Annotated in this window: 8 protein-coding genes and 1 pseudogene; 4 read left to right on the top strand and 5 right to left on the bottom strand. The window is 67.6% G+C overall.

Annotated elements, in window-relative coordinates:
* The 3 genes from G3N96_RS00285 to G3N96_RS00275 all read left to right on the top strand — a co-directional run bounded on the left by G3N96_RS00285 (position 1) and on the right by G3N96_RS00275 (position 3,109).
* Entirely contained in the window at positions 1–1,122 is a 1,122-nt protein-coding gene (locus tag G3N96_RS00285) for a 2,3-butanediol dehydrogenase (RefSeq protein WP_206135813.1), read from the top strand.
* The gene (locus G3N96_RS00280) at positions 1,100–1,822 is read left to right on the top strand and encodes an SDR family oxidoreductase (protein WP_124580274.1); all 723 of its coding nucleotides are present in this window, start codon (positions 1,100–1,102) and stop codon (positions 1,820–1,822) included. The genes G3N96_RS00285 and G3N96_RS00280 overlap by 23 nt, the downstream gene beginning before the upstream one ends.
* 195 nt (positions 1,823–2,017) lie before the next feature.
* The gene (locus G3N96_RS00275; RefSeq protein ID WP_206135812.1) at positions 2,018–3,109 is read left to right on the top strand and encodes a porin; all 1,092 of its coding nucleotides are present in this window, start codon (positions 2,018–2,020) and stop codon (positions 3,107–3,109) included.
* Positions 3,110–3,262: 153 nt separating this feature from the next.
* On the opposite strand, the gene G3N96_RS00270 is transcribed toward G3N96_RS00275, so the two are convergent.
* A complete protein-coding gene (locus tag G3N96_RS00270; RefSeq protein ID WP_241022382.1) occupies positions 3,263–4,237 on the bottom strand; it encodes a helix-turn-helix domain-containing protein in 975 nt (324 codons plus the stop codon).
* A 360-nt stretch (positions 4,238–4,597) separates the two neighbouring features.
* Here G3N96_RS00270 and G3N96_RS00265 point away from each other — a divergent pair, with 360 nt between their 5' ends.
* Positions 4,598–5,485 (top strand): transporter, encoded by an 888-nt coding sequence (locus tag G3N96_RS00265; RefSeq protein ID WP_089473818.1) that lies wholly within the window; start codon positions 4,598–4,600, stop codon positions 5,483–5,485.
* Positions 5,486–5,552: 67 nt separating this feature from the next.
* Here the strand turns inward: G3N96_RS00265 and G3N96_RS00260 are convergent, their stop codons facing one another.
* The 4 genes and pseudogenes from G3N96_RS00260 to G3N96_RS00245 form a co-directional block, all read right to left on the bottom strand.
* Positions 5,553–7,166: a GMC family oxidoreductase N-terminal domain-containing protein gene (locus tag G3N96_RS00260; protein WP_206135810.1), complete on the bottom strand. Its 1,614-nt coding sequence runs from the start codon at positions 7,164–7,166 to the stop codon at positions 5,553–5,555.
* Positions 7,167–7,243: 77 nt separating this feature from the next.
* Positions 7,244–8,698: an aldehyde dehydrogenase family protein gene (locus G3N96_RS00255; RefSeq protein ID WP_089473816.1), complete on the bottom strand. Its 1,455-nt coding sequence runs from the start codon at positions 8,696–8,698 to the stop codon at positions 7,244–7,246.
* Between the two features lie 152 nt (positions 8,699–8,850).
* Positions 8,851–11,667 (bottom strand): annotated as a pseudogene (locus G3N96_RS00250) (TOMM system kinase/cyclase fusion protein); the annotation flags it as partial.
* 20 nt (positions 11,668–11,687) lie between these two features.
* On the bottom strand, positions 11,688–12,689 hold the full coding sequence (locus G3N96_RS00245; RefSeq protein WP_206135809.1) for an FHA domain-containing protein: 1,002 nt from the start codon (positions 12,687–12,689) through the stop codon (positions 11,688–11,690).
* Positions 12,690–13,206 lie beyond the last annotated feature (517 nt).

The raw sequence follows: 13,206 nt of genomic DNA, 5'->3' as shown, positions 1-13,206 counted from the left end.
ATGCGAGCACTTCAATGGCATGGCCCGCGCGACGTCCGTCTCGTGGAAATCGACACGCCGCGCGTCGGCCCCGGTGACGTACGCATCGCGGTCGCGTACTGCGGGATCTGCGGCAGCGACCTGCACGAATATGCGGACGGCCCACACGCGATTCCGGTCGACACGCCGCATCCGCTGTCGCGCCGCACCGCGCCGCTGACGCTCGGCCACGAGTTCTGCGGCACCGTCGTCGAGGTCGACGACGGCGTGACGGCGCTGCGCGCGGGCGATCGCGTCGCGGTCGAGCCCGAGTATCGCTGCAGCCAGTGCGCGTATTGCCGCGCGGGGTCGTACAACCTGTGCGTATCGATGGGCTTCGCCGGGTTGATGGGCGACGGCGGCATGGCCGACTTCGCGGTCGTGCCGGCGTACATGCTGCATCGCCTGCCTGACGGCGTGACTCTCGAACAGGCCGCGGTGACGGAGCCGGCGGCCGTCGCGCTGCACGCGTTGCGGCGCGGCGAGCTGCGGCTCGGCGAAACCTGTGCGGTGTTCGGCCTCGGCCCGATCGGCCTGCTGCTGATCATGCTCGCGAAACTGCAGGGGGCGACCACGATCGTGGCCGTCGACGTCTCGCCCGAACGACTCGCGGCGGCCACACGCTTTGGCGCGACGCATGCGTTCGACGCACGCGCACTCGGTGCACCCGCGCTGCAGGACGCGATCCGCGCGGCCACGGGCGGGCTCGGCGTCGATGCGAGTTTCGAAGCGGCCGGGCTGCCGGCCACGTTCGAATCGGCGATGCAGGCGCTGCGCAAGGGCGGCCGCGTCGTGATGGTCGGCCTGATGCCGCGTGCCGGCTTCGACGCGTTCCGCGCGGTCAACGACGAGCTGACCTTCACGGCGAGCGTCGGCTACCGGCATGCGTACGAAGACCTGCTGCGCATCGTCGCGTCGGGTGCGCTCGACCTCACATCGATCGTCACGCGCACCGTGTCGCTCGAAGACGCCGTCGTCGACGGCTTCGACGCGCTGCTCGCCGACCGCGCGCAAATCAAGATCCTCGTTTCACCCGCGCAACGGCCGGCCGGTCGCGCACACACCATCGGGAGCGTCGAGCATGAGTCGTCAGTGGGCGTTTGAGGGCCGGTCCGTCGTCGTGACGGGCGGCACGTCGGGCATCGGTGCGCGCACGGCGATGCGGTTCGCGGAGGCCGGCGCGTCGGTCGTCGCGCTCGGGCTCGATGCGGCCGGCCCGCACGCGCCCGTGCATGCGGGCGTTCGCTGCGTGGAACTCGACGTGACCGACAGCGATGCGCTGACGCGCACGGTCGCGGCGCTGCCGCGGCTCGACGTGCTCGTCAACGGGGTCGGCATCAGCCGGCATGCGGACGAATACCGGATGGACCAGTTCGAGCTCGTGCTGAACGTGAACCTGACGTCGGTGATGCGTGCCTCCGACGCCGCACGGCCGGCGCTGTCCGCACACGGCGGCAGCATCGTCAATGTGGCGTCGATGTACACGTACTTCGGCAGCAAGGACCGCCCCGCGTACAGCGCGAGCAAGGGCGGCATCGCGCAGCTCACGCGCTCGCTCGCGCAGGCGTGGGCCGATCGCGGCATTCGCGTGAATGCCGTCGCCCCCGGCTGGATCGATACGCCGCTCAGCAGCGGCCTGATGGCCGACATGCAGGCGTCGCGGCGCATCCTCGAACGCACGCCGCTCGGGCGCTGGGGCACCGCCGACGAAGTCGCGGACGTGATCCTGTTCCTGTGCTCGCCCGGTGCGTCGTTCGTGACCGGCGCGGTCGTGCCGGTGGACGGCGGGTATTCGACGGTCTAGCACACGGCCCAACGGGCATCGGCGGGAATCAGCGGGAATCGGCAAGCCAGTTGCTTCCGCCGATGCCCGTCACACACCGGCTTCCTTCCCGTGCCACTGAACCGGGATTCGTCCGGTTCTGCTTTATTCATATCAATCAGTAGTCCAATCAAAAATATCCGATCCGATCGGAAACATGTGAGGAGCACATTGGAGATGACGAAAAAGACCCTTCTGGCGCTCGCGGCATGCGCCATTCCCGCCGTGTCGTTCGCGCAGAGCAGCGTGACGATGTTCGGGCTAATGGATGCCGGCATCAGCTACGTCAGCAATCAAGGCGGCCACGGCGCCGCGAAGTTCGACGACAACATCTTCTTCCCGAACCTGCTCGGCTTCGAAGGCAAGGAGGATCTCGGCGCGGGCACACGTGCGATCTTCCGGCTCGTGAACCAGTATTCGCTCGGCAACGGCTCGATCATCGGCGGCGGGCTGTTCGCGCGCACGGCCTACGTCGGGCTGCGGAACGACCGGTACGGCACGCTGACGCTCGGCAACCAGTACGAGTTCATGGTCGACGCGCTGGCCGCGAGCGGCAACGAGATCGCGCAGGATCTCGTCGGCCTGTACGGCTTTCGCAACGGGCCGTTCGACAAGCTCGCGCTCCCGAACAACCCGACCGGCGCCTTCGACTGGGATCGCGTCGCGGGCAGCAATCGCGTCGCGAATTCGGTCAAGTACACGAGCCCGTCGCTGTCGGGCCTGACCTTCGGTGCGCTGTACGGCTTCGGGAACGTCGCCGGGTCGGTCGGCGCGAACAACACGGTCAGCGTCGGCGCGAGCTACGACAACGGCCCGTTCGGCGCGGGCGCGGCCTATACGAACCAGAAGTACGGCGCGATCGACGGGCTGCCGCCGACCAGCGTGCGCAACTGGGGCGCGGGCGTGCACTACACGCTCGGCACGGTCACCGGGAAAGCGCTCTTCACGACCGTACGCAATGCGCGGAACGGCGCGGGCGCGTGGTCGGCGGAAGCCGGCGCCGCATGGCGGCCGTCGCCGGCCTGGGTGATCGGCGCGAGCTACACGTACATGAAAGGCAACGACTCGCTCGACAACGCGCACGCGCACCAGCTCCTGGCCGCCGTCCAGTACTGGCTGTCGAAACGCACGATGGTGTACGTGGCGGGCGTGCACCAGCGCGCGAACCACGGCAGCAACGCGCAGATCAACGGCGTGATGGATGCGAACGGCGCGTCGGGCGGCGCGCTGCAGTCGATCGCGCGGGTCGGGTTCAGTACGCGGTTCTAGGCCGCCGCCCCGGCGGATTCTGGCGACGCCCCTGTGTCCGGATCGCCTGACGACGCAGGCGCGGCGCCGGCCCGCGCTGCCGCGTTCGTCGTCACACGCTGCCGGCCATCCTCCGATCGAGTCGGTTCGAATCGCAACGAATGCACGCCGCGACTAACCCGACGATCCCGCACCGCCCCCGTCCTGCATCGCCGCATCCCGACACTGCGACGGCGTGACGCCGAAGCGCCGGCGAAACAGGCGCGCAAAATACGCCGGATCGGAAAACCCCGACTGCAGCGCGAGGCGCGTAATGCTCGCCCCGTCGGCACCGGTCTGCGACAGCACTTCATGGCACTTCTCGAGCCGCAGGCGCTGGATCATCGCCTGCGGCCGCTCGCCGATCGATTCGAACGCCTGGTAGAGCGTGCGACGGCACACCTTCAATGCGGCGGCAATACGATCGGGTGACAGTTCGCCGTCGTCCAGATGCCGATGGATGTATTGCTGCGCGTCGCGCAGCAACGTCTCGCGGATCTTGCGCCGCGAAGCGGGCGCCGTGCCGTCCGCGAAATCGATGGTCTCGGCGAGCAACGTCGCCACCAGTTCCAGCACGCCGAAGCGGCTGCGCGGATTCATGCGCCGGCCCTCGGCGATCATCGCCTGCAGGCTCGCGAGCGCCACGGCCGCGCCGCCCGTCGTCGGCATCGCGCGGCCGATCGCTTGCCGGGCCAGCGCCAGCAGCGCGTCGTGGTCGGCCACTTCGCACAGCATCGTGACGAATTCGCCGTGTGCGTCGTTTTGAATCCAGTATGGGCTGCTCGCCTCGTACAGCGTGAAATGCCCGGGCGGCACGATCACGTCGCTGGCACCCTGCTCGAGCCTCGCCACGCCGCTCAGTTGCCAGATCACCTTGACGTAGCGGTGCTTCAGCGTCTTGCAGGCGTCGCGCCCGATGGAGGCGCTGTGCGCGCTGGCCGCAATGCGCGCCACGCGGCAGCGCGCATGATCGAACACGTCGACGCTTGCGTCGAATTCGCCGGACGAACCGGCGTTGAGCTCCAGCGGAAAGAACCGATGCCGGATCTGCTCCGACCAGCACGACACGCCGCCCGCCTGCAGCGGCGGATGCGCTTCCGAATCGATCATGACGTTCGCCTCCAGAAAAATCCGGCTTTCAAGTACATCCGTTGCGTGGCCGCCTGCGTACGCATGCAGCGAGCGCGACGATCGACTCGCCCGACTTCCGGTCATGTGTGACGACACGCGCCCGGCCAGCACCGATAAGAGGGGATCGGCTCGTAGCGTACGGCGCATCGATGCGAAAGAACATTCGCACAACTCCCATGGGTGGCCGGAACGCTACCTGACGCTGTAAAGATTTCCCCTAGATGCACCGCACTCCTGACGGCTCTGCACGCAAACACATGCGAGCGAAAAACTGGCGCGGCACCCTGCTGACGGGCGGAAAGACGACTTCCGGCCGTGCGCCGTAGGAGGAGACAAACGATGAAACGACTTTCCCTTTCCGTGATGCTGTCCGCGCTCGTCGTCGCGCACGGCGCTCACGCAACCGAAGGCGGCGGCTCCGTCTACCCGACCGGGGCGGAAGGCTACCTGTGCTGCGCACTGCCGCCGCCGGGGCTCTATGCACTGATCTACGCGGAGCGCTACCGCGCCGGCGAACTGCGCAACAACGACGGCCGCAACGTCGCGCCGCCAGACTTCAGCATCACTGCCTATTCGGTGACGCCACGGATCGTGTGGGTCACACCCTACACATTTGCCGGCGCGTCGCTGGCCATGCATGCGCTGCTTCCGCTCGTCACGCTCGACGTGCACGCGGGCGGGCAATCGCAGCGGCGGACCGGTGTCGGCGACATGACGTTCGGGCCGGCGCTCGGCTGGCACGTCACGCCGACGCTCCACACGCTGCTCGCCGTCGATTTCTTCGCGCCTACGGGCCGGTACGACAAAAGCGACCTGGCCAACATCGGCCGACACGTCTGGGCGATCCAGCCGATCGCGGGGATCTCGTATGGCGGCCGTACCGGGCCGGTGTTCGATGCAAAGCTGATGTGGACCTTCAACCAGCGCAACCACGCGACGGACTACCGATCCGGCCAGGAATTCATCGTCGACTATTCGGCGGGCTGGGGTTTCGGCAACGGGCTGACGGTCGGCGCGGGCGGCTATGTCTACCGGCAGATGACGGACGACTCACAGGCCGGGCAAACCATCGCCGGCAATCGCGGCCGTGCGTTCGCGATCGGCCCGTCGATCAAGTACGACAGCGGGAAGGGCTGGTTCGTGACCGCCAAATACCAGATGGAAACCGATGTGCGAAACCGCCCGGAAGGTGCGGCGTTCTGGCTCAAGGCCGTGTTTCCGCTCTGATTCGAACGAAACCGCGTCGGCATCGCCCGACGCGAAGTCAGCGCAGGTCAGCCCTGCGCCGCCTCATTCACCGACCGAGCAGCAGGTCAGCGCCGCGTTCGCCGATCATGATTGCCGGCGCGTTGGTGTTGCCGCTCGGCACCTGCGGGCAGATCGAGCAATCGATCACGCGCAGATTGGAGAAGCCGTGAACGCGCAGCGTCTTCTGGTCGACCACCGACGTCCGCGGGTCCGTACCCATCCTGCAGGTGCCGGCCGGGTGATAGACGGTCTTGATGTCCTGCCGCACGAATCGCTCGATTGCCGGTAGGTCGGCCGGATCGACACGGGCAGGCGCGACGATTTCCTTCACGTGCGCCTGCAGCGCCTTCGCCGACAGGATCCTGAGCCCGGCCTGAACGGCCCGGATCTGGCCGTCGAGGTCGGCCGGGTCGCTCAGGAAGTTCGCATCGATCCTCGGAAGATCCGACGGATCCTTGCTGCGCAACGCCACCTGCCCGCGCGATTTCGGTTGCAGATGGCCGACCTTGACCGACATGCCGTGCTCGCTCGCGGGCGGCTTCTCTCCCGGCGTATTGTCGAAGTTGTCGAGCAGCGGCAGGAAATGGAACTGTACGTCCGGCCGCCCGGTGCCCAGCGTGTCGATGAATGCGCCGCCTTCGAGGATGTTGCTGGTCAGCAGCCCGCTCCTGAAGCACTTCCATTGCAGGAAATGGCGCATCGCCCGGAGCCCGGTGTTCTCGCCGTAGAGGCTCGCCGGTGTGCGAATCGACGCCTGCACCGACATGTGCAGATGATCGTGGAAATTCCGGCCGACCGGCAATGCGGCAACCGTATCGATCCCGAGCGCGGCAAGCTGCTCCGCCGGCCCGATGCCGGACAGCATCAGCACCTTCGGACTCCCGATCGCTCCCGCGCTCACGACGACCTCGTTGCGCACGCGTACTGACACGGGCGCATGGCCGCCTTCGCTGAATTCGACCGCGACCGCACGCCCCGCATCGGTCCGGATCCGGTGCACGAGCGCGCCGGTCACCACCTTCAGCTTCGCGTCGTCGCGCACCGACGCCAGATAGGTCTGTGCCGTGCTTGCGCGTTCGCCGTTGCGCGTCGTCGTCTGGTAATAGCCGATGCCCTGCTGCACTTCGCCGTTGAAATCGTTGACGTAGCGCAGCCCCATCTCCTGCCCGGCCCGGATGAACGCAGCCGTCAACGGATGGCGATAACGGTTCTCGCTGACGGGCAGCGGACCCGTCTGGCCGTGATACGCAGGCCCCAGGCTTTCGTTCGCTTCCGCCTTCATGAAATACGGCAGCACGTCGTCGTAGCGCCAGTCCGTGCATCCCCACTGCGTCGCCCAGTCGTCGTAGTCGTCGCGCTGCCCGCGGATGTAGATCATCCCGTTGACCGAACTGCCGCCGCCCAGCACCTTGCCCTGCGCGATGATCATGCTGCGACCGTTCGCGTTCGGCTGCGGTTCGGTCATGTACGGCCACGATTTCTTCTGGAACACCTGCATCACGCCGCCCGGAATCCGGTGAAACGGATTGTCGTCGCGCGTGCCGGCTTCCAGCAGCAGCACCGAACCGGCGTTCTGCTGGATCAACCGCGCGGCCACGACGCAACCGGCGGAACCCGCGCCGATGACGACGTAATCGAAGGTCAGGTCTTGAGTAGTCATGTGTCTGTCGAATGGGATAGGCGGGCGAGCAATGCTCGCGATCTTGTTGTTGTGTCTCCGAGCCGGCACGTGCGCGGCTACATCGCGATCGTGACGACCTTCTCCTCCAGGTACGCATCGAGCCCGCTCTGCGACAGGTCGCGCCCGACGCCGCTCTCCTTGAAGCCGCCCCACGGCAGCCGTGCGTCGAGCGGGCTCCACGCGTTCACCGCGACCGCGCCGACCCGCAGACGGGCGGCAGTACGGTGCGCGGTCGCGAGATCGCGGGTCCACAGCGTGGCGGACAACGCGTAGACGGTGTCGTTCGCCAGCGCGACGGCCTCGTCTTCCGTATCGAACGGCATGATCGTGCCGACCGGCCCGAACACTTCGTCGCGCGCGATGCGCATCGCCGGATCGACATTCGCGAACACCGTCGGCCGCACGAAGAAGCCTTGCGACGGCACCGGTTCGTCGCCCGCGACCATCGTCGCGCCGTCGTGAAGCGCCACGGCGATATGCGTCTTCACGCGGTCGGCATGGCGGGCGCTGATCAGCGCGCCCATCTGCGTCGCCGGGTCGAACGGCGTGCCGACCCTGACCGACCGCGCCGCATGCGCGAGCGCGCCGACGACGTCGTCGTAGTGACGGCGCTGCACCAGCACGCGCGTGCCGGCCGCGCACGTCTGCCCCTGGTTGACGAACAGCCCCATCGCGACGCCGGCGATCGCCTGCTCGAGATTCGCGTCGTCGAAGATGATCTGCGGCGCCTTGCCGCCGAGTTCCAGCGTCAGCCGCTTGAACTGTGCGCCGGCTTCGCGCGCGATCGTGCGGCCGACCTCGGTGCTGCCGGTAAAGCTGATCTTGTCGACGCCCGGGTGATTGACCAGCGCGGCGCCGACCGACGCGCCGATGCCGTGCACGAGATTCACGACACCTGGCGGAAAACCAGCCTGCGCCGCCAGGTCCACCAGCGCCCCGACCGCGAGCGGCGCGTCCTCCGACGGCTTGATCACGACCGTGCAGCCGGCCGCGAGCGCGGGCGCCAGTTTCCAGCACGCGATCATCAGCGGCGCATTCCACGGCACGATCAGGCCGGCGACGCCGACTGCTTCGCGCACCGTGTAGTTGACGGTCGGGCGCCCCATGAAGCCGCCGGTCGGAATCTGGCGGCCTTCGAGCTTGTCCGCCCATCCGGCGAAGTAACGCAGCGTGTCGATCGACATCGGCAGGTCCATCATGCGCACTTCCATCGCGGGGCGCCCCTGTTCACGCGCCAGCAACTCGACGAAGCGTTCCGCGTCATGCTCGAGCAGGTCGGCCAGCCGGTTCAGCAGCTTCGCCCGCGCCGCGCCGGGCAAGCGGCGCCAGGATCCGCCGTCGAATTCCGCGCGGGCCGCGCGCACGGCCCGGTCGACGTCGGCGCCGGTGCCGGCCGCCACGCGCGCAAGCAGGTGCCCGGTGCACGGTTCGAATTTCTCGAACCACTCGCCCCGCGCGGCGTCACACGCGTCGCCCGCGATCCGGTGTTGAAGGGTGTAGTCGGCTGTCATGGGGTTGTCTCCAGATTGTCGAAAGCCGATCCGGCGCTGAAAGCCGTATCGGCCTATCTGGCCCACTGTAGGACGCGGGTGGCGGCACCGCTGGGACATCCGTGCATCGAATGCAGGATTCAGATGCACATGCGCGTGGCATGTTCGTCGGCGCCGAACGCGGGTGCGTCCGCGCCGTGATCGGCTCGCGCGGCCAGCGCCTGGCTGACTCGCGCATGGTTGGCGCACCGCACGGCCGGCGGCATCGACGCGTACGCCGCGTCGCGAATCAACGCATGGCGGAACGAATAGAACACGCGATCGCGCCGATGTTGCGCATACATGATCCGCTCTTCGAGCAGCAGCTGCAGGTGCGCGTCGAGCGTGACGCGATCATGCGGCGATGCCGCGGCCAGCAGTTGCGCATCCACCTCGAGCCCGATCGTCGCGGCGAGCTGCGCGGTGCCGCGCGCATCGTCGATCCGGTCGAACGCGCGGCCGAGCATGTCGCCGAGACTGAGCGGAAGCTGGCACGGGTCCATCGTCCGCAGCGCCGCGAGCGAGCCGTCCGCGCCGCACATCGTCAGCTCGCGCGCAACGGCCTCGATGAACAGCGGAATGCCCGCCGTACGATGGACGAGCGGGTCGAGCCAGGCGGGATCGAGCGCGCCCTGGCCCAGGTGCGCCGACATCAGGCGCCGCGCGTCGTCGCGCGGCAGGCGGCGCAGTACCAGGCGCTCGGTCGCGCCACGCCAGCGCGCGAGCCTGGCGGGTCGCGACGTGAGCACGATGCAAAGCGCCGCCGCGCGCGGCGAGCGCTGCAGGTACGCCAGAAAATCCTCGGTCGAGCGGTCGATCCACTGGACATCCTCGACGACCAGCAACACCGGCGCGCCATCGCCTAGCGACACGATCAATTGCTCCAGGACATCGAACAGCGCGTCCTGTCCGCCCGCGCTCGGCCGCCTCGCCGCCTTCGCATCGCAGGGCAGCCCCAGCCAGGTCGCAAGCGCGACACGGGCCGACGCACGATCGCAGTCGAGCGTCGCAAGCATTGCGTCGATCGCCGCGTGCGTGATGTCGGCCGGACTGTCGGCGTCGAGCTGCCAATGCGCGCCGATGAACCGCAGGATCGGAAACAGCGCATGATTCGCCCGCTCCGGCAGGCACCCGCAATGCGCGAACGCGTGGCCCTGTGTCCGCACGGTCTCGCACAGCCCGTATACGAGGCGCGACTTGCCGATTCCCGCGTCGCCGACGACCAGGCGCGGCAGCACACCGTGCATTGCGCGACGATGGCGTGCAAGCGTCTCCTGCCACGCGCGCAGCAGCACATCGAGTTCGCGCGTGCGGCCGATCATCGGCGCCCGCATGCCGGCATCGAGCGAATCGAACGGTGTATCGGCCCGACGCTCGCCGAGCAGTTCATGCACCGGCTGCGGCACGAGGCCCGCCCGCGCCAGCCGCAACCCGGTCGGCCGGAAGTCGGCATGCCGTTCGAGCGCGAGCCGCGCGTCGTCGCTGATCAGGATCTGCCCGGGCCCGGCCAGCCGCAACAGCCGCGACGCGGCGGCCGGCGTCGATCCGCCCACCCTCTGCGCCGCATGCGCGAGAACCTGCCCGACGTGAATCGCAGCGGCCACTTCGACGTGCCAGCCTTCGCCGTCGACGGCATCGCGGGCGTCGGCCGGTACCGGCAACCGCGCGCGCCCGGCCACCCGCACCATGTCCAGCGCCGCACGCGCCGCGCGGCGTGCAGGCCGGTCGAGATCGCCTTGCAGGCCGAAATGGAACAGCAGCGTGTCGCCGAGCCGCTCGTCGACCTGCCCGCCATAGCCGACGGCGATATCCGCGCACTTCGTCAGCCACTGCGCCTCGTAGCGGTCGAGCAGGGCGCCGTGATCGGTTCCCGCATGGCGTTGACAGCCGTCTCCGGCGATCGTCACGCAACAGCACAGCGTGGTGACCTGCCGGTGCTCGCCAGCCGTTGCGATCGCGTCGCTACGCGGCGCGAACGGGTGCGGCCGCGTGCGCCGGCTTGCGCGGCCGGCATCGAACGGACCGACGAGCGAGGCGAAATTGAGCGCGCGAAACCGCGCCGCGAGTTCGTCGGCCGACGCGGCACGCCGCGCCGGATGCTTGCCCAACGCGTGCCTCAGCACCGAGCCGAGCGGATGCGACGCGATCGACGGCGGAAGCGCGACATCCACCGGACCGAGTTGCTGATAAAGAATGTCGGCCACGCTGGCGCCCTGCATCACGACTTCGCCCGTCAGGCATTCGATCACGACCAGGCCCCACGCATACAGGTCGCTTCCGGGCGTCGGCGGTTCGTTGCGCAATTGCTCGGGCGCACAGTATGACGGCGAGCCGAACACCTCGGCCGCGAGCGTCGCGGCCTGAGGCGCGATCTCGGTCGCGCCCGGCAACAGCGCGCCGATCCCGAAATCGAGGAGCTTCGCGTGCGGCCCGTCGTCGGCCATCTCGATCACGATGTTTTGCGGCTTCAGATCCCGGTGGACGATGCCGCGGCGATGAGCAGCCGCGAGCGCATCGAGCACCTCCGTCATCAGCCGTCCGGTGTCGACGGCAGACAGCGGCCCCTGCATCGCAAGCCAGTCATGCAGCGTCTGGCCCTGCACGCGCTCGAATACGGCGAACAACCGCCCGTCGGGCGCTTCCCCCTTGTCCAGCAGCGCCACGATGTTCGGGTGCCGCAGCGCCTCGCACAGGCTCGTCTCGCGCCGGAAGCGCATGCGCTGGCGGGCGCGCTCGGCTTCGGTCCACGCGACATCGTCCCGCATCAGCTTGATCGCGACGTCTTGCCCCGTCTCGCCGCACGTCGCGCGAAACACCACGCCGCTGCCGCCTTCGCCGAGCAACGCGCCGAGCCGGTAATGCCGCGTGCCGGCCAGCACCGCGAAAGGCGCGACGGCCTGCTGCGATTCATGCGCGTGAGGCACGACGCGTGCGCGTGTCGCGGTCGGCAACCCGGGCTGTCGTTTCGCATTCACGAGCAATGGACGACCGGATCCGGCGCCGGACGATGCATGCCGATGCGCGGCTCGACGCCCGGCACCGACTGGCATTCGAGGCGCTCGCCGCGCATGACGCGGAACGGGAAATCGCCGAAGCGGACGCTGCCGCGCCGCCGCTCGACCAGTTGACTCGCGTCCAGCCCCGGCAGCGCCGCGAACTGGCTCCGGGCGCGATGAATCTGCACGTTGAGATGGGACGTATCGATACCGAGCATGCGCGCCAGCCGGTCGAGTTCAATCCAGCCTTGCGTGGCAGCGTCGTAGCCGGCCTGCATGTCGGCCGAACGTGCGCGGGCGAGCGTGACGAGGCTGTAGTGATGCGCGCGCTCGCCGAGATCGACCACGCCGCCGCGAACATGCAGCAGCGCACGCGCATGCTCTTCGTCCCGGCTGACGAAGAATTCGAGCAATCGGGCCGGCACGGCCGGATCGGCTGGCGCGCGCAGCGTCATCGTCGAGCCGTGGCGCACGAGCGCCACGCGCCACGTGACGTCGCCCGTCGATACTTCATCGCCGTCATGGAGCGCGCGCGGCGGCAACGTGTCGTCGCACAGCCAATCGCCGGCCGGCGACCGGACGATCGTGACCGGCTGCGCGGCGTGGGCCGCCAGGATCTGGCGCGGCGTGAGCACGATCGGGTGCACGGCGCCCCGTACCGGCCACAGCGTATCGGCCGGATCGTGGAGCGACTCGACGCGCCACGGCGCGACACCCGCCCTGCCGAACCGGATCACGTCGCCTCGCTGCAGCACCGCGTGCTCGCCTTCGCGCAATGGCGTGCCCGATACCGACGTGCCGTTGCTGCTGTGATCGTGGAGCTCCCATCGCCCGCCGACCCAGCGGATATGGGCATGGACCCGGGACACCGACGCGTCGCGGATGACCGTATCGCAGCGCGCGGCATCGCGGCCGAACACGTGATACGCGCGGAGCAGGCACGCTTGCCCGGAAGAATCGTTCTTGAGTATCGCCATGGCCGCCCCGTATCGGATTCGCCCGGATCGCTCGCGTGACGCGTCGACGCCCGGGAAAGCGATTGATTCAGTGATCGCGAACGGTGTCGACCGTTCGCCGCCTCGTTACCAGTTTCTTCGTCAACTTCCTTTCGGATCGTCGCTCGTCCGGTGTGTATTATTTCGACTGATTGAATGGTCGATTGTTTTGTTGTTTTAAAGCCGAGCGACTTGATGAAAATCCTGCCAAACAAAATCATGCGCCGCAATCGAAATACCCAAATCCCGCTTTAATATTGCAATGCTTTACATTTCGAAGAATTCCTCACTTCAAACATAAAGGGTCGAAAATCTTAACTGCCTCGTAACCCATGACAGGCTTACGTCAAGCGGAAACACCACATTGAATGACGGGGTGCATTTAAATACCTTTGCTGGCGCGGAAGTTTTGTTTGATCAAAAGAAAATAAATTAAACAGTTCAAACTAATTAAATAATGTTTGCCGGTGTTTTGGTAGATTGCATTACATGAATTACC

The sequence above is a fragment of the Burkholderia sp. Se-20373 genome, assembly GCF_017104705.1.
In the GTDB taxonomy this organism is placed as follows: Bacteria; Pseudomonadota; Gammaproteobacteria; order Burkholderiales; family Burkholderiaceae; genus Burkholderia.
This window is presented reverse-complemented; position numbering and strand designations above follow the sequence as displayed.